The organism is Nonomuraea cypriaca, from assembly GCF_015645445.1.
GTDB lineage: Bacteria > Actinomycetota > Actinomycetes > Streptosporangiales > Streptosporangiaceae > Nonomuraea > Nonomuraea cypriaca.
This window is the reverse complement of record NZ_JADOGI010000043.1, coordinates 1-23716: the sequence shown is the minus strand read 5'-3', so window position 1 is coordinate 23716 and position 23716 is coordinate 1. Positions and strand designations below refer to the sequence as shown.

Here is a 23716-nt window from a genome sequence, read left to right as displayed (position 1 = left end):
CCCCGCGACGCGTCGCGGGGGACCGTGGAACGTCAGGAGGTGGTGCAGGTGAGGGCCGACGGCGCGGTGTTCTGCCCGTTGTGCGCGCCGACGAAGCCGAACGTGGTCGTCGCGCCGGCGCCCAGGGAGCCGTTCCATGCGAGGTTGGTGACGGTGACGGAACCGCCGGTCCCCGTCCGGGTGCCGTTCCAGACCTGCGAGATCGTCTGCCCGTTCTGGTACGTCCAGCCGGCCCGCCAGCCGGCGATCGAGGCGGTGCCCGTGTTCTTCACGGTGACCTCACCCTGGAAGCCGTCCTGCCACTGACTCGCCACCTTGTACGTCGCGGTGCACCCGGCAGGTCCGGTGGTGGGCGTGACAGTCGGCGTCACCGTGGGCGTCACTGTGGGCGTCACTGTGGGGGTGACGGTCGGCGTGACCGTCGGGGTCCCGGTGGCCGGCGGGGCGGCGACGGCCAGGTCGTACGCCCGCTGCGGCACGAACTGCCCGGCCCCCGCGATGCACCCGTCCGCCTCACCCGGCGGCTTGACCCACAGGTAGGCGTCGACCGCCGCGTCGCCGGTGTTCGTGGTGCTCCAGATGCCGGTCGCCCGGCCGGGCGGGTCGCACCACTCGCTGCCCGACGGGCCGTTGCCGTTGCGGCTGGTGTCGACGACCGCCTTCAACCTGGACACGCCGGTCGCCGCGATGACGCTCTTGGCGAACGACACCAGCCCCGGCGTCGCGCGGTAGTTGGAGGTGTTGACCGCGATGCCGTCCGCGCTGTTGGCCACGTCGGCGCCGGTCAGCCTGGAGGCGGCCTCCGAGGGGGACAACCAGGCGTCATGGCCGATGTCGAAGTACACCTTGACCTGTGACGACGTCCCCCTGAACTTCTTGCCCGCATATGCCATGGACGCCTTCACCTCGGCCTGCTCGCTCGCGTTCATGCAGTTCGACATGATGGCCAGCGCGTCCGGCTCCAGGACGATCGTCGCGGGCCGGCCGCCCAGCCCGGACGCGATCTGGTCGATCCAGGCCCGGTAGGCGCTGTGGTCGGGCGCGCCGCCGGCGCTCGGGCCGCCGCAGTCGCGGTTCGGCATGGCGTATACGGCCATGATGGGGATCTTGCCCGCGGCGGCGGCCGCGCCGGCGTACGCGTCGACCTGGCTCCGTACGGCGGCGGGGTTGTACGTGGAGAACCACCGGCCCTGCGGCACGGCCGCGATCCGGTCCCTGATCACCGAGGTACGGCTGTCGCCCGGGTTGGCGGCCACCCACTTGGCCGCGTTGCTCTGCGGATCCACGTAGAAAGCGGAGTCGGCGGCCTGGGCGGTGGAGGACAGGACGACCGCACCCGCCGCGGCCATGGCGGCCGCCGTGAGGAGCACCGCCAACGTGGACCTTCTGCGAGACATGAGGATTCACTCCGTCCGTCGTGTGGGAGCGCTCCCACCGGCACACCGGATGGTAGGTAGCCATCACCGCCCGCTCAAAGACCTCCGATCGCTCCCCAAGCCGTAACCGCAGGTCAGGCCGGATCCAGGAGGTGAAACTTTCACTCGGCCAGGCACGCCTCGAAGACCTTCGTGAGCCGGTCGACGTCGGCCGCGGTGGGCGGCTGCGGGCCGAGGCGGCGGCGGGTGGCGCCGATGCCGAGAAAGACGGCCGCGGCCATGCGCGCCCTGGACTGCGCGTCGGGGCCGCTGAGCTGGGCCTCCAGCGGGTTGAGCACGGCCGTGACCAGGCGCTCGCGCGCCACGCCCTGGACCTCGGGATGCCCCGCCGACCGCTCGAGCGCGCGCAGGATCGGGCTGTCCGGCGGGTGCTGCATGCGTTCTGCGGCGTATTCCGCCAGCCGCCGCGCCAGGCCCTCCGTGCCGCCCTCGAACAACGCGCTGAACGTCGGCTCGCCCTGCAGCACCGCACCGAACAGCCCGGCCTTGGAGCCGAAATAGCGGCCCACCAGAGCGATGTTGGAATCGGCGGCGGCCGCGATCATCCGGACCGTCACCCGCTCGTAGCCCTGCTCTCCGAACAACGTGCGGGCCGCCTGCAGAATCCGCTCGCGGGTGGCCGCCCGGTCACGTGGCCTCGCCCGCGTCACCTCGGCATTCATGCCCCGACTCTACTGAAGGCGCACCCCACTTGCCGCGCGGCTAGTAAACGCGCGTATACTCAACTCGGATAAATGTGAAGGGGGCGTGGTGTCTTGGTAGCCCAGGCACAGACCGCGTCCCCCGCGACACGGCACTACTCTCACCGCGAAATCCTCGAGGTCATGTCCGGGCTGATGCTCGCGATGCTCACGTCGATGATCTCGACCTCGGTGGTGGGCACGGCACTGCCGACGATCGTGGGGGAACTCGGCGGTCAGGATGAGTACCCATGGGTCGCTTCCGCGACCATGCTGACGATGACGGTGTCCACACCGTTGTGGGGCAAGCTGTCCGACGTATTCGGGCGCAAGCTGCTCTTCCAGACCGCTCTGGGATTGTTCGTCGCGGCCTCGCTGGTGGCCGGCCTGTCTCAGGACATGGGCCAGCTCATCGCGGCGCGCGCCGTACAGGGCCTCGGCGTGGGTGGTTTGTCGGCGCTCTCGCAGGTGATCCTCGGGGACATCGTCTCGCCTCGCGAGCGCGGCCGGTACTCCGGCTACATGGGGGCGGTCTTCGGGATCTCCACGGTCGCGGGGCCGTTGCTCGGCGGGTTCATCGTGGACGCCGACTGGCTCGGATGGCGCTGGTGCTTCTATGTCGTGGTGCCGTTCGCGGTGGTCGCCTTCCTGGTGATCCAGAAGGTGCTGAAGCTGCCGAAGATCAAGCGGAGCACCTCGATCGACATCTGGGGCGCGACGACCATTACGGCCAGCGCGAGCGCCCTCATGCTGCTGCTGACGCTGGGCGGCAACCAGTTCGAGTGGAACTCGGTCTGGACCTACCTCCTGGCCGCGACCTGCCTGCTCATGCTGGCCCTCGCGGTGCTGTGCGAGCGGACCACGCGCAACCCGATCCTGCCGCCGCGGCTCTTCCGCAACCGTACGTTCGTACTCACGAGCGTCGCCTCGCTGTTCGTCGGCATGGCGATGTTCGGCGCGATGATCTACCTGCCGCAGTACCTGCAGATCGTCAAGGGGCTCAGTCCGACGGACTCAGGACTGATGACGCTGCCCATGGTGGCTGCGCTGTTCCTGTCCGGCGTGATCTCCGGGAAGATCGTCACCAACACCGGCAGGTGGAAGATCTTCCCGGTCGCGGGCCTGCTGATCGTGGCCCTGGGGCTGTTCATGCTGTCCAGGCTGCACGTGGACTCCAGCCAGTGGCTCATCGGTGCCGACGTGGCGGTGCTCGGCGTGGGCCTGGGCCTGTCCATGCAGATGCTCATCCTGGCCGCCCAGAACGGCTCCGAGCTGCGCGACATGGCGTCCACGACGTCGGGCGTGTCGTTCTTCCGGTCGCTGGGCGGCGCCGTCGGCGTGGCCGCGTTCGGCGCCATCCTGACGAACCGGCTCAAGAGCGAGATCACGGAGATGCTGGCCGCCGCGAACATCTCGCTGCCCGGTGGCTCGGACGTCCAGCTCGGCAGCCCGGACGTCATCCAGCAGATGCCGGAGCCGATCAAGAGCATCGTGCTGGAGTCGTTCACCCGGGGCCTGGAGACCGTGTTCATGGTGGGTGTGCCCATCGCGCTGCTCGGGTTCGTGGCCACGATCTTCCTCAAGGAGTTGCCGCTGCGCGGCACCTCGGCGCCGGCGCCCACGGCCAAGCCGCTCAGCAAGGACGACCTGGTCCTGGCCGGACTGCTGCTCGAGCTCGTCGCGCAGCGTGTCGAGCGGTCGAACGGCCGGCCGTCCGCGCTGCTCAGCGCGGTCGCCAGGATGGCGCCGCCAGAGGACGGCCGCTCCGAGCCCGAGCGTGCCAGATCGGTCGCGCAGAACGTGTTGCGGCCCACCTCCCGGACGCTGATCGCGCAGGCCACGCCACCACGGAAAGATCTTGTAACCGGAGGAATCACCTAATGATCCGCAAGTTTGTGGGCGCCGTCGCGGCGGCCCTGGCCGTGCTGGCCGGGCTGTGGCTGATGGTCGCGCCCTTCGCCCTCGGCACCCAGCCGGAGGACTCCGACTGGACGGACCCGACCACGACCGAGTTCTTCACCGGGCTCGGCGTGGCCGTCGTGGGGCTGGTCGGCGTGGCCGCCTTCGTCATGGCGATCTACCAGGACCTGGTGGCGCGCGGGCTCGTGGAGGTGCGGCAGCGTCAGGCCGAGCCGGAGCCCGCGCCCGAGCCTGTGCCCGCCACGCAGGAGACGTCCTCCGCCGAACTGGCCGCCCTGCTCGCCCCGCTCGTCGAGGCGCTGCGCGAGGACCTGAACAACTCCGGCGAGCACCGCAGGAACGGAAAGTCATCCCTGGTTGGAGTGGAGGAGACCCGATGAAGGCGAAACTGGGCGTATCAGCCCTCGTCCTGTTGTTCCTGGGCGGCCTCTGGCTGGTCGTCGCGCCGTTCGCGGTCGGCTACCAGCCCCGGGGCGCGATCTACGTGGACGCGACGATCAATGACCTGTGGGTCGGCGGCTCGGTCGCCGCGCTCGCGTTCGTGTCGCTCGTGATCTACGCGGCCGACGCCCTGCGCGAGCTGGCCCACCGCGGCAAGCACGCCGACGCCTGACGCGAGACATGCCGTGTCCGGCGGTAGCACAGACCCGAGATGGGAGCCGGTGGCCGGCCGGCTCCCAGCAGGGGAATTCGAGATCGGCAAGGACGGCGCGGGCCTGCTCGTGGTCGGGTTCGACGGCTCCGGCCCGAGCCGCAACGCGCTCGCGTACGCGGCCGGGCTCGCCCGCAGGGACCAGGCCGCGCTGCTCGTCGTCTTCGTGGAGTCGCTCAACACCGCGGCGCTGTGGTTCTTCGCCGGGTCGCCGATCATCCCCGACTCCGCCGCCGACCTCACCGAGGATCTCAAGGAGGAGCTGAGGGACGCGGGTGTGCCCTGGCGGTTCGTCAGCGTGCGGGGAGACGCAGCCCGTCAGCTGGAGACGCTGGCCAGCGCGTACATGGCCGACGCCATCGTGGTGGGGCGCTCGCGCTCGTCCTGGGGAGGCTCGGTGGCGGTCGGGCTGGCCAAGCGGGCGCGGCATACTGTGTTGATAGTGCCCTGACCAGCCTGTACGTCGCATATGGTGACAGACATGAAACGTACAGCAGCCATGGCGTTCGTGGTGCTCGCGTCCGTTTCGTGCGGCGCGCGGGAGCCGGTCGCCTCGCCCGATTCGATGACCGAGACGGCGGCGACATCCTCCGCCGCGCCTGTGTCCGCCACCGTAGCGGCGAGTCCTACACCCAGTCCCACCGCGCCGCCGAAGTTCAGCGCCAAGGTCTCCCGCGTCGCCCGCGACCGCGTGCCGTACTCCTGGCAGTCCGGCTGCCCGGTCCACCTCCGGGACCTGCGGCTGATCACAATGACGTACTGGGGCTTCGACGACAAACCGCACACCGGCGAGCTGGTCGTCCGCGAGACGGTGACCGACGACGTCGTGACGGTCTTCAGGAAGCTGTACGACTGGCGCTGGCCGATCAAGCAGATGAAGCTGGTGGACGCGTACAAGGCGGACGACTTCGACTCGATCGAGGCCGACAACACCTCGGCCTTCAACTGCCGCCGGGCCACCGGATCGAGCAACTGGTCGAACCACGCGTACGGGGAAGCAATCGACATCAACCCCCGCGAAAACCCATATGTCACTGCAAGCGGCAGCACAGCGCACGAAAATGCGAAAAAGTTCACTAAGCGCCCGACGAAGGGCAAAGGTGTCGTGAACCCCGGCGACAAGGTCGTCAAGGCCTTCGCCCAGGTCGGCTGGGAGTGGGGCGGCTACTGGTCGGGCACGAAGGACTTCCAGCACTTCTCCAAGGGCGGCGGGTAAGACCTGCGTAAACGCTCATTCGGCCCCCCTGTGGGCCGTCTGTGGGCCGTCAGCCGCAGAACCGGGCCGCCGCAGCGCGGCGTCGATGGTCTTCCTCATCCGCTGCTCAGACCTCGGCATGAGGTGGGCGTACGTCCGCAGCAGCAGCGCCCCGCCGTCCCCATGGCCCAGCCAGTCGGCGACCGCCTTGGGGTTCTCCCCGTCCGTCAGCAGCACGCTGGCGAAGTAGTGGCGGAGCATGTGCATGCCGTGCTCCCGGTAGCGGTTACCGCGCTTCTCGCCGGTCGCGAGCCTCGGCACGATGCCCGCCCTCTCCAGGCCCTTGTTCCACACCTCCCGAAAGGTGACCGGATGTACGGGACCGCCCAGGGTGTTGGCGAAGAATAAGCGGACCGTGACCGGGTCTCCGTCGACGTCCGCCCACGGCAAGGTCACCTCGATGGGCGGGAACAACCGCATGTGCTCGGCGAGGGTCACCTTGACCCCTTCCGACAGCGGTACCTCGCGCGTCTTCTCCCCCTTCGGCAGGGCGAAGATCAGCGTCCCGTTCAGCAGCTTGATCTGACGGTTGACCGCCACGGTGCCGCGCAACCATTCGACGTCGTCGGGGCTGAATCCGAAGATCTCGCCGTGGCGCATGCCGATGCCGGCGCCCGTGTCCACGACGGCCTGGTATCGGGCCGGTAGCACGTCGGCCATGTCCAGCACCTGATCGGCCGTCCACGGGACGAACTTCTTCTTGACCACCTTCGGCAGCACGACCGTGCTCGACTTTAGCGGGTTCTTGACGATCAGCTCGTCCTCGATCGCCACGGAGAACACCAGGCCGACGTGCGTCATGATGACGTCGATGTACGAGGGCGCGAGCTTGGCCGCTTCGAGCCGCTTCACGAGCTGCTGCAGCATGCTGGGCCGCCGCGAGAGCTGGCCGATCTCCTTCGCCCCGATCACCGGGTAGACGTGCTTGGCGAGGCGCTCCCGCATCTTCCTGCGCGAGCCGGGATCGAGCGTACGGTTGTCGATGACCTCCTCGGCCTGCTTTTTGAAGGTGATCTTCCCGGCGTCGGGGTCGATGTACGTGCCGCGCAACAGGTCGGCCTCGACCACCTTCTTGCGGTTGTCGGCGTCCACCTTCTTGCCGAACGACTCATTGCGCTCGCGGCCGTCCGGCCCGTCGTACCGCAGCCGCCACCGGGAGCCCTTGCCGTACCGGGCCGGATCCCGCTCGAGAACCGGCTTACCGTCGTCGTCGCGCAGGATCTTGCCGTCCGGGCCGCGCGCCTTCCGCATCCATCGGTCCTCAACGTGCGCCATCGATCAGCCCTCCGTCTCCTGCTCACGGCCAACCGGATAGGTGCTGTAGACCTCGCGGGAGGTGTCGTAGATGGCTTTGGCTATCGCGTCGTCTTGGAACAGCTCTCGCCAGTGGAAGAGGGTGTCAGTGATTTCCGGCACGGGCCATGGAGTCGGGCCTTCGGTGTCGACGTAGTCGAACCTGCCACCGATGCGGTCGAGTCCCTGCCACAGGCTCAGCAGTTGCTCGAAGGCGTACAGCGCCTTCATCGCCCACACCATCCCCCAGGCGGCCACCGGGTCTAGGTCTTCCAGGCTTTCCGCATCTGCCGGCACCCGGAGGCCCAGAACGAGGACGAGCACCTCGACGTCTTCAAGCCACTCGCGGAAATGGTCTTCCCGGAGGGCGTTCGCCTGCGTGCTTGACGTGATGCGAAGCTGATCGACCGCATACCGGATCTCGCGCTCCGCGTTGGGCGTCGAGTTGGCCGCCATGGATTGGACGTCCACCCCGAGCACGCGGGCGATCAGGTGCGCCTCGTTGAGCCGTACCGGCCGCTCACCGTTCTCGATGCGCTGCACGGTCGGCTGGTGGAACGGCAGGCCGAACGCCTTCAGCTCACGGGCAAGGTCGGTCTGCGTCATCTTGCGCGCCTCGCGAAGCAGCTTCATCTGCTGGATGAAGTTGTGCTCCCACAGCGCGTGCGGGTTGGGTTCGTCTGCCACAGCCACCGAATATAACGCTTTGCAGATGCTGCGTAAACATGGCATTGCATGGCTGTCGTAGATCCTGTTAGATAAGGAACTGAAGGAACACGATCTTCAAAACCGTATATCCACGCAAGAACGGCCCGGCAGGGCTAGTCGCCAAACATCCCCCTGCCAGGCCGCGAGAACCAATCCGAGCCGTTTGACCAGCACAGGAAGGGTCCACGTTGAAGACTACACACGCGTCCCGGCGTACCCCCAGCACGCGCCCCGCGGACGACAAGCTGATGCTGCTCCCGGAGGTCGCCGAATACGTCCGGCGCACTGAGAACACCCTCCGCTACCTCCGCCACGTCGGCGGCGACGACGCGCCGCCGCTCTGGCGGCAGGGCCGCCGGCTGGTCGCGTGGAAGAGCGAGATCGACGCGTGGCTGGACGATCAGCGCGCCAACGATGAGCTGGCGTTCAGGCGTACCGCCTGACCCTCCTGTGTATCCCGTCCCCGGACAGCCGGACGGGCCCGCGGTGACCATCCGCGGGCCCGTCCCGAACCCAACGCCCCTCAGCGTCTACCCGCCGATGGTACAGCGCTGCAGGGGTCCACATAGGAGCACGCGTGAACCACCTGCACGACGCCGCCCGAACCGCCCACAGCGCCGGACTGTGCCCCATCCCGGCCGGGCCCGGCAAAGCCCCCGCGGTGAAGTGGCGCCAGTACACGGCCGCCGGCGGGAGCGAACCGCGGCCCGACGTCGACCAGCTCGACACCTGGTTCGCCCCGGGCCGGTTCGACGGGCTCGGCGTGGTGTGCGGGGCAGCGTCCGGGAACCTGGAGTTCTTCGAGTTCGAGGGCCGGGCGGTCGCCGAGAACGTCGCCCACGACTTCGGCACGCTCGCGGACGCGTCCGGACTCGGCGACCTGTGGCGGCGCGTCATCGCCGGATACCTCGACCAGAGCCCATCCGGCGGGCTGCGCACCTTCATGCGCATCGACGGCGCGCCGGCCAGGAACACGCGGCTCGCATCCCGGCCAGCCACCCCCGAGGAACTGGCCGAAAACCCCGACCACAAGATCAAGGTGTTGATCGAGACGCGCGCCGAGGGCGGGTTCGTGGTGGTTCCCCCGTCCGGCGGACGCACCCACCCGGACATTCCCGGCGGGGTGTGGACGCTCCTGAAGGGCGGATTCGCGTCGATCGCGGCCGTCACCCCGGCTGAGCGCGACCAGCTGCACCGCCTGGCGGCCACGCTCGACCAGATGCCGACCGCGGGCGAGGCCTCGGCCGCCCCCGTCAGCACCCTGTTCTCGCAGCCTGCGCCCGCGTGGGACGACGAAGACGGGATATCCCCGGGCACCGACTACAACGCCCGCACCACCTGGGACGAGTTCCTGGCCCCGCGCGGCTGGACGCGCCTGCACACCGACTCTGCAGGCATCACCTACTGGCGCAGGCCGGGCAAGAACACCGGCATCTCGGCGACAACCGGGAAAGGCGGCGCCGACAACTTCTACACCTGGTCGACCAGCGTCTACCCCTTGGAGGCTGAGAGGCCGTACGACCGGTTCGGCGCCCTGGCCGTCCTCGAATACGGCGGCGACCACTCCGCGGCGGGCAAGGCCCTGTACGCGGACGGGTACGGCACCAGGCGGGAGACACGCCTACACAGCGTTCCCGGCGTCGACGGCAACCTCGCGCCCGTCCTGCAGCTGCACCCTGAGGAGACGGCCAAGAAGGTCGTTCAGCATCGCGGACATCTCCGTATGGCTGAACGGTTCGTCGCCGAGCACGCCGAGCAGCTGCGCCACGTGCACCGGCTCGGCTGGCACCGATGGGACGGCGCCCGGTGGGCCGCCGACGACCAGCGCGCCGACCTTGAGGCCGCCGTGAAGACCATCAAGAGCGCCCTCGCAGAGGTGTCGAAGCTTCCGGCCGGGCAGGACAGCGACGACCTGTACAAGGACGCCCGCAAGGCGGAGAACGCGTCCGGCACCGAGGGCATGCTCAAGTTCGCCGCCGCCCTCCCGCCCATCACCACATCGGTCAGCGCGCTGGACGCCGACCCGTACCTGTTCAACACCCCGGCCGGCACCCTCAACCTGAGCACAAGCACCATCCACAAGAACAGCCAGGCCGACCTGATCACGAAGGTTGCGGGGGCCGCGCTCACTGACGAACTCAGCGCCGAGTGGGACGCGTTTCTGAAGCGCGTCCTACCCAGCGCGGACGTGCGCGCGTTCGTACAGCGTGTGTTCGGTTACGCCATGCTCGGCAAGGTCACCGAACACGTCATGCTGATCTTCACCGGGACCGGCGCCAACGGTAAGGGCACCCTCCGCGACGCGCTCATGGCCGCGTTCGGCGACTACGCCATAGAGATCGACCCCGCCATGCTCATGGAGTCCAAGCACGAGCAGCACCGCACCTTCAAGATGCGGCTCCGCGGCGCCCGCCTCGTCTTCTGCAGCGAGACGGAGAAGCACCGGCGTTTCGCCGAAGCCACGATGAAGCGCCTCACGGGCGGCGACCCGATCGAGGCGAACCTGATGCATAAGGATCCGATCAGCTTCGACCCCTCGCACACCCTGATCATGCTGACGAACCACCTGCCGGCCGTGTCCGGCGACGACCCCGCCGTCTGGCGCCGTCTCCTGGTGGTCCCATTCGACGTCAGCATCCCGAAGAACGAACAGGACAGCGGCCTGTCCGACCGGCTGAAGGCCGCAGCGTCCACCATCCTCGCCTGGGCCTATCAGGGATGGCTCGACTACCAGCAGCACGGCCTGAACCCGCCCGAGGCCGTACAGGAGCGCACGCAGGCTTACCAGGACGACAGCGACGCCCTGGGCCGCTTCCTGCAGGAAAAGACGGAGAAGAACCCGCAGGGCTTCGTGAAGGCGCACGACCTGTACACCGCCTGGAATCAGTGGCGTTACGCCACGGGCGAAGAGGGCGGGCCGGGATCGGAGAAGGCGTTCGCCGAGTCGATGGGTAAGCGCGGCCAGGAGAAGAAGAAGAGGAGCGCAGGGATGGCTTATCTCGGAATGCAACTCGTAGTTGACAACGAAAGTTGGAAAACGCCCTGACCTGCGGCATGCAGGGTTGTGCAGGGTTTCCCCATAAATCTCCATACGCGCACGTGTAGAGGAAACCGGAAAACCATGCACAACCCTGCACACCCCCACTGACCAGCACAAACACGAACGCGACCCTGCACACCCCCGCTGACCAGCGAAAACCCGCAACCCTCGGAGCGCACACATGACCACGATGGACGCCTGGCCGCCGCCCCTCAATGTCGCCCTCTACGACATCCGCAACGATCTTTCCCGGCAGACCCCGGAACGGCTCGCCCTCGTGGCCGGCCTCGGAGCCCGAGCCGCCTACTTCGCCAACCACCCCGAACCCCGCGTACTCGATTTCACCTGTCCGAAGTGCAAGGCCAACCCCGGCCGCTCCTGTACGTCACGACAGAAGGACCGGGCCGTACCTCACATGGCCCGAGAGGACCGGTACGCGCGCGCCTTCCACAAGCGGCAACGGGACGCCGTGACGGCCGACGAAGCCGTCTACGACGCCGTTTGTGCGGCGGCCACCGCCAACGCAACGACCCCCTGAAAGGACCCATCGTGACCCCCTCAGCGACCATCACCCGCACCACCGAAGCGCCCGCCATCCTCACCCCGCCCCGACGCCGTAACGGCCCCTGGCTGTGGATCATCCCGTCCTGCCCGTTCTGTGGTTCCCGGCACACGCACGGGGCCGGCCGCGACGGCAACCGGTCCGGATCCCGCGTCGCCCACTGCACCACCAGCTCGCCCAAGCCGAGCTACCGGCTCACCCCCATCACGGAGGCCAACGCAGCATGACCACGACCTCCCGTTTCACCGACCCCACCAAGGCCGTGTTCCGGAATGCGCGCCTGCTCCGGCTTCAAAGAGGCTGGACCGCGCAGAAGCTTGCCGACCTCCTCACCGAAGCAGGCCGACCCACCGCCCGTTCAGTGGTCGCCAAGCAGGAGAAGGGCTTCAAGCAGGCCGTCACCGTGGACATGCTGTTCGCCCTGGCCCACGTGTTCGAGGTCCCCATCGACGCCCTCACCGGCGACGGCCCCCTATGCCAGAACTGCAACGACACGCCACCTGCCGGATACCAGTGCAACCTGTGCGGGCTCACCTCGCACCCGAGCCGCTGATGACCACCACTTCGACCGGTCAAACCGCAACCCACGGCGAAGAAACATCGGCCACCCCTGGCCGGCACCCGGGCGGGGGTGTCTGCGGGTGTCTCGCGTGCAGGCGCGCGTTAGGCGGCCGGTATGCGTGATGACCGGTCGAAGTGCGAGAAGTGGACGGGCCACGTGCCCGAGGGTGTCGAGCGCGAGCGCCTGGCCGCCACGCTGGGCGCGGTGCTGCGTTCCCTGCGGGCCGCGTACGGGGTCGGCACGCGTCCGCTCGCGCGCCGGTCGACGGTGGCCAGGTCGACGATCCAACGGTTGGAGGCAGGCCAGCGCCGGCCGCGGCGCTCGGTCCTGGCCGCGCTCGCGTACGGGCTCGACCCCGGCCGCGTCCAGGAGCTCACCGAGGCCCTGTGCGCGGCGGCCGGCCCCTCGTTGCGGGACGACACAGCGGGAGGGCTCAGGAGGCGTGAGCGGCGCCTGGCGGACGCGCGCCGCGCGGTGAAGTGGGAAGCCTGGCGCATCTGGCAGGACGCCGAGAACGCGAAGCAGCAGGCGTTCCACCTCACCACCACCGTGCTCGCCAAGCTGCCCTTGGATCCGATGAAGGAGCGCATGACGCACGCCGACCTTGACCGCGGCTTCGACCAGCTGGCCGCGCTCGAAGCCGTCTCGGCGCGGTCGGATCGGCTATTCGCCTACCGCGACGCCCTCATGCGCGACCTGTCCCGGCCGCGGCATCCGTTGGAGGTGAACATCCTTGACTGGCACACCGCCCGCCGGCGGGCCCGCGGAGGCTGACGACATGGCGCGCAAGCTGGCCAGGGCCCGCCTGGCGTTGCGCATGCTGCAGAAGGGTGAGCGGCTCGCCCGCCTCGCCCGCGGCGAGGGGAAGCCGGGCACCCGGGCGGAGCTCGACATCTGGGCAGAGGGCGTCCGGAAGCGGTTCGGCATCGCCGACGACGACGTGGGCCGGGATGACGATGCGTGACCGCCTGCAGAGCTATACCAGACAGTGCATTCATTCTGTCGGGTGTGGCGACGCGTTGACCTGCGCTCCCGTTGTGAGACGGCGAACGCCACGCCAGAAGCGGACACACGAGGACAGATCGCAGCCCGATTGCATGGTTATGCAGGCACACACAGTCACCTCGGACGATCATGGCCAGCGTTGACGCCCCCTCTTCACGGCCTGGCGGCGTCGCCGTACCCGCCGAGTACGCGATGCCCGTGTGGCGCATCCTGCGCGACCAGCTCGCCCGCCACCGCGCCGCCGGCGCCCAAGTCCCGCCCGGCCTCGCCGTCTGGCTCGACGATCTCAGGGCCGCCGCCCTCGCCCAGGCGCTCACCCCTTCCGGACACGATTCCGCGCGACCTCCGGACATTCCCGCATCCTCCATGTACGTCTCCACAGACCGCGCCGCCGGCCTGCTCGACGTGACCGACAGGCACGCCCGCCGCCTGCTCACCGGCCACGGATACCGGCAGCCGCGGCGCGGCCTGTGGAGAGCCCAGGACGTCGCCGCCCTCATCGCGGCCAGAAGGAGGTAGACCCGCCAATGACCGAGCCCGCACCCGAGCAGCAGCCGGCGCCGTACGACTTCGCCGCGCAAGGCTTCGACTTCATCCCCGCGGCCGACTCCACCGACCCGCTACCGGCCACCAAGCAGGACCCGGCCATCGCCGCCGCGCTCGCCGTCCTCGACATCCTGCCGAAGCAGCTCGACCACATCCGCGACGACGAGACGATCAAGACCGACCTCGAACGCGTCGAGAAGCTGAACGCCACCTACGAGGAGCAGGCCAAGCTTCTGCAGGCGTTGCACGAGAACCTGTATGCCCGCCGTCAGGCCCGTCTCGACCACGTGGAGCAGCAGTTCCCGACCGGGCCCGGCATCGACGCCGGCAGCAGCCCGGCCGACGCCGCGGTGATGCAGACCGCGTTCCGGGCCGCGCTGAAGGACGCCCGCACCGCCACGTTCGACCAGCGCCAGGCGATGCTCGCTGACGCGCTCAAGTTCGGCGACCAGACCACGGTTCGGGCGCTGCTCACCGCAGCCCGCGAAAACCAGGATGAGCGGCTCGTGGACGCATGGGCCATGGCAACGCGTAACCAGGAGCTGGTCTCCGAGTTCCGCAGCCTGCACGCCCAGATGAACGGCGGCCACGAAGGGCTCGGGTGGGAGCTGAAGGCGCGCAACATGCCGCGCCGCCCGCCCGAGGTGGTCGAACTGCACGATCTCCGTGAGCAGGAGGCCAAGGCCCAGGCGCAGCGCGAGTTGGAGCGGGATCAGCGCCTGGCCGCCCGGCTCGGCATCAACGTGTCCCTCCTGCGCGCCCGCCGCGAACGGCAGCGTCAGGAACGCGAGCGAGACGCCCGCCTACAGGCGCAGACCGTCCAGCAGTAACCACCCACCAGGAAGGACACCTCATCGTGACCACCCCGAAGATCGGCACCCCGCCCGGCATCAACCACGGCTACACCATCGAACGGCCGGGCGCCGGCCAGCCCCCCGCCAGCCAGATCCCTTGCACGTGCGAGCTGGTCGAGATGACCGTGAAGCTGCCCGCGTTCGAGATCGCCGCCATGGAGAAGCTCGCCGCCTACGACAACACCACCGTGGAGAGCATCGTGCGCGGCCGGATGTCCGGGTTCGGCGGCAGGTACCCGCTCAACCAGGACCTGGCCTGCCAAGACCCGTGCATCGCGATCAAGTAGAGGAGACCTGAATCATGCAGCTCGCAGTCGGCGCCACTGTCTCGTTCGTCCCGGCCCAGCCGGGATGGAATGTGCGGCTCAATCGCACCCCATCCCACGTGAACAGTGCTATCGACTCGTTGGCCGGGTGGGCGGTCGTCGTCACCGAGGTGAACGAGGACGAGACGGTGATGACGGAGACGACCCCCATGTTCGTCTTCGGCAACCGCCTGCTCACCCTCGCCGACCTCCGAGCCGAGTTGTGGCCCGACGCCGTCCTCCAGGTCCTCCCCCCGGGCGCGGCCTGACCGATGGCTGACGTCGACCAGCCCGCCCGCGCCCTCCTCCCCGTCAAGGGGCGGGCCGACACGCTCGCGTACGCGGCAACACGAAGGAGTGACACCTGATGGCCGACTTGACGGTGGGCGAGCTGGTCGCTTACGCCAGCGTCGACAACAAGAGCTTCGACAGCGGCCTGTCCCACATCGAGCGCGGCCTGAAAGCCGTGACGGGGTCCGCAGCCGCCTCGACCGGGCGGATGGAGAAGGCGGTGGCGTCCGGCTTCGACCGGATGCTGCACGACGTGCAAAGCACCCTCGGTGACGTCGCCCGCGAAGCCGGCCGGTCGGGGCAGGCCAGCGGGACCGCGTTCTCCAGATCACTGGACGCCGCGCTCGACGGGGTCGACCAGGTGGCCGGGCGGGCCGGGCGTGACGCCGGCACCTCGTTCATTGATGAGGCGCGCGAGGCGCTCAGCTATGGCGAGCTGGACGCCGAGATCGACCTCGACATCGCGGCCGCCCTGGCCGCGGCGGAAACGGTCGACCGGGCCCTAGAAGATCTCGACGACAGGCGGGTCCGGGTCGACGTCGACACCGACTCGGCCATGTCGATGATCGGCGACCTCACCGAAGCCGCCGGCGGTCTCGGCGGCAAACTCAACGACGCCATCTCAGTGATTGGTGGTTCCGGGCCCGGGCAGGTCGCCATTCTCTCAGGCGCGCTCATGGCGCTGCCCACGGTGGCCGGGCTGGCGGCGGCCGGGATCGTGACCGCGGTGGGCGGCGCCCTGGCCACGGTCGGAATCAAGGCCGCGGCTAACGCGGATGTGGTGCGTCACGCCTGGTCGGAGCTCGGCTCCGATCTGAAGGCGGAGCTCGGCGACGTCGCCGAACCCCTGGAGGGCAGCCTGGTCCGGGCCGCCGACGTGGCGGAACAAGCCTTCCAGCGGCTCAAGCCGAGCCTGGCCCGCGTCTTCGAAGATCTCGTGCCGGACCTCGACAACTTCATCGCGAAGGTCGGCGACGGGGTCGGATCGCTCGGCCCCACCCTCGAAAAGCTCGGCGACAGTTTCGGGACCGTGCTGTCCGAGCTGGGCGACCGCATGCCGACGATCATCGACAATGTGGGCGACAGTCTCGAAATCGTCGCGCAGATCTTGGACGACGATCCGACCCTGCTCGCGGACGCCCTGGAGGACGCCACCGCGCTGATGAAAATGGGCGGGGAGGTCCTGGCGTGGGCGGACGACATCAGCGCCGCGCTCACGCTGCCGTTCAACGCGGAGGGCGCCTCCAACAAGCTGTGGGAAGCCATGTTCGGCGCCAGCCCCGAGGAGATTATGGAGCAGAAGGACCAGTTCTCCACGATCATCGGCGGCATCCAGGAGGACCTGGCCGCGGGCGCGAAAGCCGTCGCCGAGGCGGGCAGCGCTGGTGATGAGGCCGCGGGCGGGGTCCGCAACTTCAAAGACTCGTTGACGGAGCTGTTCGAACCGGCGCGGGCAGCCCTGGATGCTGAGATCCGGTTGAAGGAAGCGCTCGAAGACGCTGCCCAGGCCGCCCGGGATACGAAGATCTCCGAGGTGGATCGGCTGCGATCCGTGAAGGACCTGACCACCGCCATCGCCGACGCGGCCACGGCTGAGAACGACCGGACCGGCAAGACCGACGCGGCTGGTAAGGCGTTCGCCGACCAGCTTCCCCAGCTGGTGCAGTGGGCGGGCAAGAACGACGCCGCCCGGGACGCTGTGGCCGGGCTCGGCAACAGCCTCGGGGTGACGATCAAGCGGACGGATGACGGCACGATCGCGGTCGACAAGTTCGGCAAGGCGGTGATCACGCTCCCGAACGGCAAAGAGGTCAAGATCGACGCCGACACCGCGGCGGCGTTGGCGGCGCTCGCGACCACGCAGAAGGGGATCGACGGCCTCAAGGACAAGACGGTCACAATATTCGTGAAAACGGAACATCAGTCCGACTTGTCGCGGCAGGCGCTGCGTGACGCCAACGCGAACGCGGCCGGCGACATCGAACGGTACGCGTCCGGCGGCGTCCGCGCGTTCGCCGCGGGCGGGCGCACTTCGCCGGGCCCGCACGTCGCCACCGGGCCCACCATCCTGTACGGCGAGGGCAGCGACGATGAGGCGTTCATCCCGTACGCGTCGCAGCACCGGAGCAGGGCGATCGATCTGCTGTCCGAGGTGGCTTCCGATTTCGGGCTGGAGGTGTACGGGAAGGCCGCCGCTGAACGCGTCTCCAGCGTCGCTCAGGCCGTCGGCGGTGCGTCCACGCAGCTGTCTTCCGGGCTCGACTCTGCGATGACGGTCATGCGCGACACGCTCGGCGACACCGGGTCTCTCACGTCCGCGATCGGAGACGTCGGCAAGGTGGGCGAATCCCTGGTCGACGGGTGGACGGCCGGGTCGGCGGAGATCGGGGCGACCGTCGGCGACATGGGAGCCACCGTGTCCGACGCCGTGATCATGATGGCGGACGAGACCACGGCGTCGACCCACGATCTGATGGTGGCGGTCGAGGAGCTGGGCGCGGTCGTCGCGGCCACGGCCAAGTTGACCATGGCGTCGAAGGGCGCGCCGGGCATGATCGCAGGTCACGGGCCGGAGCTCACCATGGCGCCCCTGCCCAAGCCCAAGGGGCTGGTGGAGGGCCACTACGGCCGGGACGGCGCGGAAGGCTTCGTGTCGCGGGGCGGCATGGGGCTGACCCGGAACGGCGGGGGCGGTTCGGGCGGCGTGACCGTCAACATCGAGAACGCGACCGTCCGCGAAGACGCCGACATCCCGAAGATTGGCAGCACGATCGGGTTCAACGTGCTCGCCCAAGGCATGGCGTAAGGAGGAGGTGTCCCGGCTCCTGCCTCAACGCCTGCTGGTAGGCGGGGGCCGGGCCGCCTAGGTGGGCCTGGCGCGGCTCAGTACGTGCAGGTAGAGGCTGTAGGCGCGGCGTCCCAGCTCGGTGCGGAGCGCCTCCACGGTCATGTGCGACGCCTCGGCCACGGCGCGGAGCTCATCCGTGATCGGCATCGGCCAGGCACCGTTGAGGATGTGGAGCAGGGCCGCGGCCACCAGGCGGTCAACGTCGTCCGTGGGATTCCAGGGCGTCCTACTGCGCCGGACCTCGTTGCGGAGCAGCCACCACGCGCCGTCGTCGTCGCTCGTGAACCTGAACACGGGCTTCGGGGCTGGGACCGGGGCGGACGAACTCACGGCAGGTCGCCCGCCGTGAACGGGATGGCGTCGTCGTCGAAACGCCAGTCGATGTGGATGGGCCGCATGCCGGGCGGCTGTGGTTCCGCGTGCTCGGCGATGATCCGCAACGCCATCCCGACGAGCATCGCGCCGCGCGCCGTACGGCCGGACTCGTGGGTCAGGTGCAACACGCCGGCGTCGTCGCGGGTGACCGCGCATTCCGGGATATGAGGCACGGGATCGGGCGTCTGGTCCGGGCTAGTCTTGGCCACGGGTCGCACCTCCAGAGCGCGGTCAAGGGCCTGGCTTAGCGTTCACCGGCGCTGACCAGGCCCGTTCTACGTCCTCTGTGAAGTCGAGGACCATGGCGTAACCATAGAAGCTCAGTGGAGCTTTGAGAAGCTTTCCAAGTCTTTCCGCAGGTCAGCAGTGGTTTACGGTGCTGAATGTGAGTGATCCATTCGACCCGTACGCCGAGCCGCACAAGCTGATGTATGTGCGCGTCGCGGAGCACCTTGCTGCGCGGATCGAGTCGGGAGACCTCCGCCCCGGGCAGAAGCTCCCGCCGGAACGCGAGCTGGCCACCGAGTACGGCGTCGCCTACCACACCATCCGGAAGGCGATGCAGATCCTCCGCGATCGGCACATGATCGCCAGCGTCCACGGGCGCGGCACGTTCGTCCTCCCGCGCGACGAGTGGAACGCTGGCGACGGCGAGTAGCGTGGCACCCTCGCGTGGGGGCTGGGGTGCCACGCGTGAGGGTGTTACAGGTCGGAAGGGGTGCCACGGCGCGTGGCACCCTTCGTGGCACCCGACCGTGGCACCCCGTGGCAGCTTGATCAACAAGCCGTGCGCGCGCAGCCCACGCGCAGCCGTACGCGCGTCACACCTCGGGCCGCTCCGGCATCAGGTAGCGCTGCGCCTCTTCGTCATAGCCGCCCAGGACGCCCGCCTCGGCGAGCCGCTTGAGCTGCTTCTGTACCCACGCCCGCGACATGTCGGTGGTCTCCCACAGCGGCTTGAGATCGCCTGATGAGAAGTCCCGCGCCCCGTCGTCCCACAACTCCTGTAGACGCTTGATGAGGGCCGCTCCGCGCTCCTCGACGGTCATGCTCTGGGCAGGTGGCGCGAACGTCAGCGGCGGATCGCCCTCGGGCAGATCCTCGATCTCGTCATCGATGCCGCCCGTCACCTCGGGATCGGGGTCGTCGGTCTGCAGGTACTCGCTGGCCACGTTCTTCACCTCTTCATCATCGTCGTCGTCCGCGTCGCGCTCCAGCAGCCCGACCGGCGCCGTAGCGGCCTGGGCGCCACCAGCGAGCCGAGACAGAGCCGCGGTCGCGGCGTCGACCTGCTTGGCCGCGGCCGGCCACTGAGCGGCGTGCGCGCGCATCGCTGCGTTGGCGCGCTCGTCGTCGAACGCGCCCTGGTCGTCGAGTCCCCACGCGTACGTACGGCCAGGCATCGCGAACCGCCCCTCAGCGAGCGTGGGCGCGTCCAGGTAGGCCATGCCGGGCTGGGCGTTGGTCCACAACTCCGGACGGCACTCGGCGTCCTGCTGGCGCTCTGAGAGCCCGAACGAGGCATCCGCCGAGTTCTCCACGCCGAAGCACATCTTCGCGAGCTGGCCGCGCGCCAGCGTCGGCATCTGCGTGTAGTCCGAGCGCTGCAGGGACAGCACGACCGTGCCGCCGGCGGAACGGATGGCCTTGAGCATGCTCAGGAAGTCGTCCTGCTCCTTGTCGCTAAGGCAGTCGAAAATGTCGGGGAACTCCTCCAGCCATATGAGCCAGTAGGTGAGGCCGCAGCCCTTCTTCCACTTCTGCAGGCCCTTCGCGCTGAGCTGGTCGGTGCGCTCCTTCACCTTCGGCTGCAGGTCCTTGAGCATCGCCTTGACGCCGGCCTTGGTCGTCTCGAACCGGTGTAGCGACTCCTCCAGCGGGCCGAGCGTCTGCTTGCCCTTGGTGATGTCCGCAGCGAACACGGCCACGTCGTACCGGGTGACGACCTCACCGAGGACGTTCCACGCCCCGCCGATGCTCTTACCGGCGCCGGTCATGCCCATGAGCTGCACGTGGTGGCCGACGATGACGTAGTCGAGCTCGTCGAGGTCCTGCCACAGGCCGATGCCGAGCGGGTCAGCGATCGACAGGCCAGGCCGGGACGGGCCAGGCCAGATGATGGGGTGCTTCATCACGCGCGGGTCGCTGATCGTCACCTTGGCCTTGGAAGCGTCGTCCGGGTCAATGCCCGCGGTGATCGAGCCGGGCGGCAGCCCGATACCCGACTCCACGTAGGCGACCTTCTTTTGCAGGTCCTCCGCTGTCTGCCGCCCCTGCTCCAGCTGGACGTCACCCTCAACCTTGTGCGCGGTCGCCTTGACCGTCGTGGCCTCGACACCGCGCATACCCGCCTTCTCGGCGCCCTGCCCGAACAGCAGCGCCAGAGGGTCGGAGACGGCGCCGGGCTGATCCCAGCCCTTCAACCTGATGACCGTGCGGATGTTCCACGTCAACGCCATGGTGATGCCGCCGACCACGCCGAGCCGCCACAGCACCGGGTGGCCCGGCCCGGAGATGACAATGGCGACGGTCCACATGCCGGCCAGGAACGTCGACAGGGTGGTGTGCGTCTTGCCCCACGGGCCGCGAGCGTGGCTCTGGCCGTAGGTGACCCCGGTCAGGATCAGGACGCAGATCGTGGTGAAGCTCGACCATCCGGCGATCGTGTCCGGGCTGTAGAGGATGTAGTGCAGCGCCACGGCCAGGCCGTAGGCGAACACTCCCGTGATCCACGGCGTCACCAGCGTGACAAGGCGGGAAACCTCCCTGGCCGTCACCTTGGCCAGGGAGGACTCCTCTTGTACGGGAACGATCTCTTTGCTCCGCGCCATCAGTCGTCTTTCCAGTCGAACGAGCTCTTGCGCTTCTCCGGGTTGGCCTGCGGAAGCACGTCCACGAACTCGCGCCTGAACTGGGCGTGGAACTTGACCAGCTCGACGCCGGCGCCCTTCTGCAGCTCCGCCGCGCGCTTCAACCGCTTCACCACGCGCCGGGCCCGCAGACGCACGTCGGGAGCGCCGAGCAGCGCGAGCACCGGGTGTCCCTTGAACGAGCGGATGAGGACGGCGTACAGCTCGTCACTGCCGATGGCGAACTCTTCACCGAGGTCCCGGCAAAGGTCCCGGCCGGTGCGGGCGTAGTCGGTGATCGCCCTGGGGCCCGCCCACGGGATGTTCGACAGTTCGGGGATGCGGCCCCGGCCTGGCTTGTCGCTCACAGCTCCTCCTCCCACGTCTCGCGAACCACCTGTACGAACCTGCGGGTGCTGGCCGACAGCCGCGGCACGCCGACCCATGCGGTAACGAGCGCGTCGAGCGCGCCGAGCAGCAGCACCACGACGTGACCGATGATGGCGAGCGCCAGGACCAGGCCGACAGCGGCGCGGAAGGTCAGGACGCGAGCCTGTAGCAGCAGGGCGCGACGGTCGATGTAGGTCGTCTTCATCGGGTCACCTCGACGAGCCCGCCGAGGTACGTCCGCAGTTTGCGGGCGTTGTCCGTACCTACGTTCATCGTCGTCTTGATCGTTCGGACGCTCGGCACCTCTCCGCCGGCCACGTCGGAGAGGAACGCGCTCAGCGCGAGCGGGTAGAGCGGGGCGATCGAGTCGGGCTGTACCTGGTCGCTGGTCGGCGGCTCGTCGTCGAGTTGAGTCAGGATGTCGTCGTTAACATCGCGACTCGGCTCTAGCTGCGGAGGTACACCCGCGAACGGGTCAGGTACAGCGGTCAGCGACTGTGGCAGATCTGCCACAGTCCGAGTAGACGGAGTGTGACCGTGTGACTCTTCGCGGGTGTCATTCGTGACACTCTCCGATGCGGCAGGTACAGGCTCAGGTACAGGAGGTGCATGTACCTCGACCGGCTCGGGTGACTGGTGCCGATCGGCACCAGCAGCGACGGCAGGCTCGGAATGATCCTTTTCCACAATTGTGGAATCCGGCATTTCGGACAACGCTTGTCGCAGATCTGCGACAAGCGTCGAGCCGTTGACGTGCGCAGGTACAGCCTCGACCGTTACAGCTGTAACGGTCTCGACCTCCGCAGTTGCAGAGGCAGGTACGGCTACCGCCTCGACCTCATCCCGCGCGGCGACGCTCAGCAGGTGCGCCAGACCACCGAGCGCGACGGGCGGCACGATGCTCACCGCGACGACCAGGACCCAAGCCGTATCGCCCAGGACGATCACGTCCGCCTCGATCAAGTGGAACACGGCGTTGGCCACCACCGACACGGCGACGGCCGCCAGGGCGTGGCCGAACGCTTGCCGGCGCACTTCCGCCGAGTAGGCCCGCTTGTTGGTGGCGATCCGGGTAGCGCCCACCCCGTAGGCGTCGACAGTGAGCGGCAGCAGCCACGACAGGCGCAGCTCGACACCGAACACGTTCACGGCCGCAGTCCAGCCCGCGAGCTCGCCGAGCCCGGACTGTGCGGTGAACGACGCGATGACCGTCGAGGCGGCGACCAGCACAACCGCGACGATCAGAACCCAGTCTCTTTTCACCACTGCGTGCTCCTACGGGTGTGGGGGCCGGCCGCGGCACGGCGCAGACCGGCGGCGAAGTCGGCGACGGTGTTGACGGTGAGCAGGGCGAGCACGTCGCCCAGGGCGACGGCGGCCGTGCGCGGGATGGTGAGGGTGTCCTTGACGGACCAGTCCGGGCCGTAGAACACGAGCACGTACCCGGGCAGGTCAAGGTCGGCCTGGACGAAGCGGAGTTCGACGGTGGCGCCGTCGATGTCCATCTCCGCGATGGTCTGCCAGTGCGGGCCCGGGGTGGCCTGGTGGTCGTTCTGGCACCACGGGACCGGGCATCGGCCGGACGGTAGGTTTCTCTCCACGATCTGTCTCCTGTGTGTTCAGGGGATGTGGTCGAGGCCCACGGCCGGTGCTTTGATCACCTGGCCGTGGGCCGCTCTTCTATCGGGAGCCGGCCGCGCGGGCGGCCAGGGCCTTGTCGATGAGCCCGTACGCGACCGTGAGCGCCTCGTCGGGGGTGAGCGCGACCTCGGCCTCGTCGCGGCCGGTGTGGATCGACAGGTGCACGCGGGCGGCCTGGCCGGGCTGCTGGTAGATGCCGCCGCACACGTCCCCGAACTCGTCGCCGTCGACCAGGGAGGAGCTGGCCAGGTCGAACAGGCCTGACACGTGCTCGACGTCGACGGGGTGGCGGTGCGCGTGCCCGGGGTCGCACCAGGCCGGGCAGGAGGTTCCGGGCTGCGCCGTCTCGGCGTCGGCACAGTCCGGGGTGGTGCTGGTGGCGTCGACGGTGACGCCCGTAAGGTGGGTCACTGGATCTCTTCCTGGTAGTGCAGGTGGAGGTCAAGGGCCCGTTCCGGTGTTGCTGCACCGGGCGGGCCCGCCTTGTCGGGGGGTGGGGAGACG

At 68.7% G+C, this 23716-nt stretch carries 30 protein-coding genes; 18 read left to right on the top strand and 12 right to left on the bottom strand.

Translation table 11 applies throughout. The features are described from left to right. Positions 1–32: 32 nt before the first annotated feature. On the bottom strand, positions 33–1397 hold the full coding sequence (locus ITP53_RS16590) for a glycoside hydrolase family 6 protein (protein WP_195896288.1): 1365 nt from the start codon (positions 1395–1397) through the stop codon (positions 33–35). A gap of 140 nt (positions 1398–1537) precedes the next feature. Beyond that, the gene (locus ITP53_RS16585) at positions 1538–2098 is read right to left on the bottom strand and encodes a TetR/AcrR family transcriptional regulator (protein ID WP_195896287.1); all 561 of its coding nucleotides are present in this window, start codon (positions 2096–2098) and stop codon (positions 1538–1540) included. Positions 2099–2191: 93 nt separating this feature from the next. On the opposite strand from ITP53_RS16585, the gene ITP53_RS16580 reads away from it, so the two are divergent. Genes ITP53_RS16580 through ITP53_RS16560 form a run of 5 tightly spaced genes read left to right on the top strand, consistent with a single transcriptional unit; the run spans position 2192 to position 5904 of the window. Next, positions 2192–3997, top strand: coding sequence for an MDR family MFS transporter (locus tag ITP53_RS16580; RefSeq protein ID WP_195896286.1), 1806 nt, complete (start codon positions 2192–2194; stop codon positions 3995–3997). Beyond that, on the top strand, positions 3997–4416 hold the full coding sequence (locus ITP53_RS16575) for a hypothetical protein (RefSeq protein WP_195896285.1): 420 nt from the start codon (positions 3997–3999) through the stop codon (positions 4414–4416). Before ITP53_RS16580 ends, ITP53_RS16575 begins: the two co-directional genes overlap by 1 nt. Beyond that, positions 4413–4649, top strand: coding sequence for an SPW repeat protein (locus tag ITP53_RS16570; protein WP_195896284.1), 237 nt, complete (start codon positions 4413–4415; stop codon positions 4647–4649). Before ITP53_RS16575 ends, ITP53_RS16570 begins: the two co-directional genes overlap by 4 nt. A 49-nt stretch (positions 4650–4698) precedes the next feature. Further along, on the top strand, positions 4699–5139 hold the full coding sequence (locus ITP53_RS16565; protein WP_195896283.1) for a universal stress protein: 441 nt from the start codon (positions 4699–4701) through the stop codon (positions 5137–5139). A 30-nt stretch (positions 5140–5169) separates the two neighbouring features. After that, the gene (locus ITP53_RS16560) at positions 5170–5904 is read left to right on the top strand and encodes a M15 family metallopeptidase (RefSeq protein ID WP_236050870.1); all 735 of its coding nucleotides are present in this window, start codon (positions 5170–5172) and stop codon (positions 5902–5904) included. 15 nt (positions 5905–5919) lie between these two features. On the opposite strand, the gene ITP53_RS16555 is transcribed toward ITP53_RS16560, so the two are convergent. Next, on the bottom strand, positions 5920–7194 hold the full coding sequence (locus ITP53_RS16555; protein WP_195896282.1) for a site-specific integrase: 1275 nt from the start codon (positions 7192–7194) through the stop codon (positions 5920–5922). Between the two features lie 27 nt (positions 7195–7221). Beyond that, a complete protein-coding gene (locus tag ITP53_RS16550) occupies positions 7222–7923 on the bottom strand; it encodes a helix-turn-helix domain-containing protein (protein WP_195896281.1) in 702 nt (233 codons plus the stop codon). Between the two features lie 209 nt (positions 7924–8132). On the opposite strand from ITP53_RS16550, the gene ITP53_RS16545 reads away from it, so the two are divergent. The 12 genes from ITP53_RS16545 (at position 8133) to ITP53_RS16490 (ending at position 17915) form a co-directional block, all read left to right on the top strand. Then, positions 8133–8387, top strand: a complete 255-nt coding sequence (locus ITP53_RS16545; RefSeq protein ID WP_195896280.1) for a helix-turn-helix transcriptional regulator — start codon at positions 8133–8135, stop codon at positions 8385–8387. Between the two features lie 134 nt (positions 8388–8521). After that, on the top strand, positions 8522–10990 hold the full coding sequence (locus ITP53_RS16540; protein ID WP_195896279.1) for a phage/plasmid primase, P4 family: 2469 nt from the start codon (positions 8522–8524) through the stop codon (positions 10988–10990). Positions 10991–11165: 175 nt separating this feature from the next. Beyond that, positions 11166–11522: a zinc finger domain-containing protein gene (locus tag ITP53_RS16535; RefSeq protein ID WP_195896278.1), complete on the top strand. Its 357-nt coding sequence runs from the start codon at positions 11166–11168 to the stop codon at positions 11520–11522. Positions 11523–11533: 11 nt separating this feature from the next. Beyond that, positions 11534–11773, top strand: a complete 240-nt coding sequence (locus ITP53_RS16530; protein ID WP_195896277.1) for a hypothetical protein — start codon at positions 11534–11536, stop codon at positions 11771–11773. Continuing rightward, the gene (locus tag ITP53_RS16525) at positions 11770–12099 is read left to right on the top strand and encodes a helix-turn-helix domain-containing protein (RefSeq protein WP_195896276.1); all 330 of its coding nucleotides are present in this window, start codon (positions 11770–11772) and stop codon (positions 12097–12099) included. Before ITP53_RS16530 ends, ITP53_RS16525 begins: the two co-directional genes overlap by 4 nt. A gap of 123 nt (positions 12100–12222) precedes the next feature. Continuing rightward, a complete protein-coding gene (locus ITP53_RS16520) occupies positions 12223–12882 on the top strand; it encodes a helix-turn-helix domain-containing protein (RefSeq protein ID WP_195896275.1) in 660 nt (219 codons plus the stop codon). 4 nt (positions 12883–12886) lie between these two features. Further along, the gene (locus ITP53_RS16515; protein WP_195896274.1) at positions 12887–13072 is read left to right on the top strand and encodes a hypothetical protein; all 186 of its coding nucleotides are present in this window, start codon (positions 12887–12889) and stop codon (positions 13070–13072) included. A gap of 170 nt (positions 13073–13242) precedes the next feature. After that, positions 13243–13632, top strand: coding sequence for a hypothetical protein (locus ITP53_RS16510; protein WP_195896273.1), 390 nt, complete (start codon positions 13243–13245; stop codon positions 13630–13632). A gap of 8 nt (positions 13633–13640) precedes the next feature. Further along, on the top strand, positions 13641–14489 hold the full coding sequence (locus ITP53_RS16505; protein ID WP_195896272.1) for a hypothetical protein: 849 nt from the start codon (positions 13641–13643) through the stop codon (positions 14487–14489). 26 nt (positions 14490–14515) lie between these two features. Further along, entirely contained in the window at positions 14516–14800 is a 285-nt protein-coding gene (locus tag ITP53_RS16500) for a hypothetical protein (RefSeq protein WP_195896271.1), read from the top strand. A 98-nt stretch (positions 14801–14898) separates the two neighbouring features. Next, entirely contained in the window at positions 14899–15087 is a 189-nt protein-coding gene (locus ITP53_RS16495) for a hypothetical protein (protein WP_195896270.1), read from the top strand. Between the two features lie 98 nt (positions 15088–15185). After that, positions 15186–17915, top strand: a complete 2730-nt coding sequence (locus tag ITP53_RS16490; RefSeq protein WP_195896269.1) for a hypothetical protein — start codon at positions 15186–15188, stop codon at positions 17913–17915. Positions 17916–17972: 57 nt separating this feature from the next. On the opposite strand, the gene ITP53_RS16485 is transcribed toward ITP53_RS16490, so the two are convergent. Both ITP53_RS16485 and ITP53_RS16480 read right to left on the bottom strand, forming a co-directional pair. Then, positions 17973–18251, bottom strand: coding sequence for a hypothetical protein (locus ITP53_RS16485; protein WP_195896268.1), 279 nt, complete (start codon positions 18249–18251; stop codon positions 17973–17975). A 32-nt stretch (positions 18252–18283) separates the two neighbouring features. Then, the gene (locus ITP53_RS16480) at positions 18284–18541 is read right to left on the bottom strand and encodes a hypothetical protein (protein ID WP_195896267.1); all 258 of its coding nucleotides are present in this window, start codon (positions 18539–18541) and stop codon (positions 18284–18286) included. A gap of 176 nt (positions 18542–18717) precedes the next feature. Here ITP53_RS16480 and ITP53_RS16475 point away from each other — a divergent pair, with 176 nt between their 5' ends. Next, on the top strand, positions 18718–18990 hold the full coding sequence (locus ITP53_RS16475) for a winged helix-turn-helix domain-containing protein (RefSeq protein ID WP_328814715.1): 273 nt from the start codon (positions 18718–18720) through the stop codon (positions 18988–18990). Positions 18991–19153: 163 nt separating this feature from the next. Here ITP53_RS16475 and ITP53_RS16470 read toward each other — a convergent pair whose 3' ends face one another. The 6 genes from ITP53_RS16470 to ITP53_RS16445 form a co-directional block, all read right to left on the bottom strand. Next, positions 19154–21163, bottom strand: a complete 2010-nt coding sequence (locus ITP53_RS16470) for a hypothetical protein (protein ID WP_195896266.1) — start codon at positions 21161–21163, stop codon at positions 19154–19156. Next, positions 21163–21549, bottom strand: a complete 387-nt coding sequence (locus ITP53_RS16465) for a hypothetical protein (protein ID WP_195896265.1) — start codon at positions 21547–21549, stop codon at positions 21163–21165. Before ITP53_RS16465 ends, ITP53_RS16470 begins: the two co-directional genes overlap by 1 nt. Continuing rightward, the gene (locus ITP53_RS16460) at positions 21546–21776 is read right to left on the bottom strand and encodes a hypothetical protein (protein WP_195896264.1); all 231 of its coding nucleotides are present in this window, start codon (positions 21774–21776) and stop codon (positions 21546–21548) included. Before ITP53_RS16460 ends, ITP53_RS16465 begins: the two co-directional genes overlap by 4 nt. Continuing rightward, positions 21773–22837, bottom strand: a complete 1065-nt coding sequence (locus tag ITP53_RS16455; RefSeq protein WP_195896263.1) for a hypothetical protein — start codon at positions 22835–22837, stop codon at positions 21773–21775. The genes ITP53_RS16460 and ITP53_RS16455 overlap by 4 nt, the downstream gene beginning before the upstream one ends. Beyond that, a complete protein-coding gene (locus ITP53_RS16450) occupies positions 22831–23172 on the bottom strand; it encodes a hypothetical protein (RefSeq protein ID WP_195896262.1) in 342 nt (113 codons plus the stop codon). The genes ITP53_RS16455 and ITP53_RS16450 overlap by 7 nt, the downstream gene beginning before the upstream one ends. 79 nt (positions 23173–23251) lie before the next feature. After that, entirely contained in the window at positions 23252–23623 is a 372-nt protein-coding gene (locus tag ITP53_RS16445) for a DUF6907 domain-containing protein (RefSeq protein WP_195896261.1), read from the bottom strand. Between the last annotated feature and the right edge of the window lie 93 nt (positions 23624–23716).

Excerpts from the sequence above, each read along its gene's own strand:
- ITP53_RS16525 (WP_195896276.1), top strand. The coding sequence starts at position 11,770 with ATGACCACGACCTCCCGTTTCACCGACCCCACCAAGGCCGTGTTCCGG.
- ITP53_RS16460 (WP_195896264.1), bottom strand. The coding sequence starts at position 21,776 with ATGAAGACGACCTACATCGACCGTCGCGCCCTGCTGCTACAGGCTCGC.
- ITP53_RS16560 (WP_236050870.1), top strand. The coding sequence starts at position 5,170 with ATGAAACGTACAGCAGCCATGGCGTTCGTGGTGCTCGCGTCCGTTTCG.
- ITP53_RS16490 (WP_195896269.1), top strand. The coding sequence starts at position 15,186 with ATGGCCGACTTGACGGTGGGCGAGCTGGTCGCTTACGCCAGCGTCGAC.
- ITP53_RS16555 (WP_195896282.1), bottom strand. The coding sequence starts at position 7,194 with ATGCGGAAGGCGCGCGGCCCGGACGGCAAGATCCTGCGCGACGACGAC.
- ITP53_RS16535 (WP_195896278.1), top strand. The coding sequence starts at position 11,166 with ATGACCACGATGGACGCCTGGCCGCCGCCCCTCAATGTCGCCCTCTAC.
- ITP53_RS16570 (WP_195896284.1), top strand. The coding sequence starts at position 4,413 with ATGAAGGCGAAACTGGGCGTATCAGCCCTCGTCCTGTTGTTCCTGGGC.
- ITP53_RS16515 (WP_195896274.1), top strand. The coding sequence starts at position 12,887 with ATGGCGCGCAAGCTGGCCAGGGCCCGCCTGGCGTTGCGCATGCTGCAG.
- ITP53_RS16575 (WP_195896285.1), top strand. The coding sequence starts at position 3,997 with ATGATCCGCAAGTTTGTGGGCGCCGTCGCGGCGGCCCTGGCCGTGCTG.
- ITP53_RS16520 (WP_195896275.1), top strand. The coding sequence starts at position 12,223 with ATGCGTGATGACCGGTCGAAGTGCGAGAAGTGGACGGGCCACGTGCCC.
- ITP53_RS16510 (WP_195896273.1), top strand. The coding sequence starts at position 13,243 with ATGGCCAGCGTTGACGCCCCCTCTTCACGGCCTGGCGGCGTCGCCGTA.
- ITP53_RS16585 (WP_195896287.1), bottom strand. The coding sequence starts at position 2,098 with ATGAATGCCGAGGTGACGCGGGCGAGGCCACGTGACCGGGCGGCCACC.
- ITP53_RS16590 (WP_195896288.1), bottom strand. The coding sequence starts at position 1,397 with ATGTCTCGCAGAAGGTCCACGTTGGCGGTGCTCCTCACGGCGGCCGCC.
- ITP53_RS16505 (WP_195896272.1), top strand. The coding sequence starts at position 13,641 with ATGACCGAGCCCGCACCCGAGCAGCAGCCGGCGCCGTACGACTTCGCC.
- ITP53_RS16470 (WP_195896266.1), bottom strand. The coding sequence starts at position 21,163 with ATGGCGCGGAGCAAAGAGATCGTTCCCGTACAAGAGGAGTCCTCCCTG.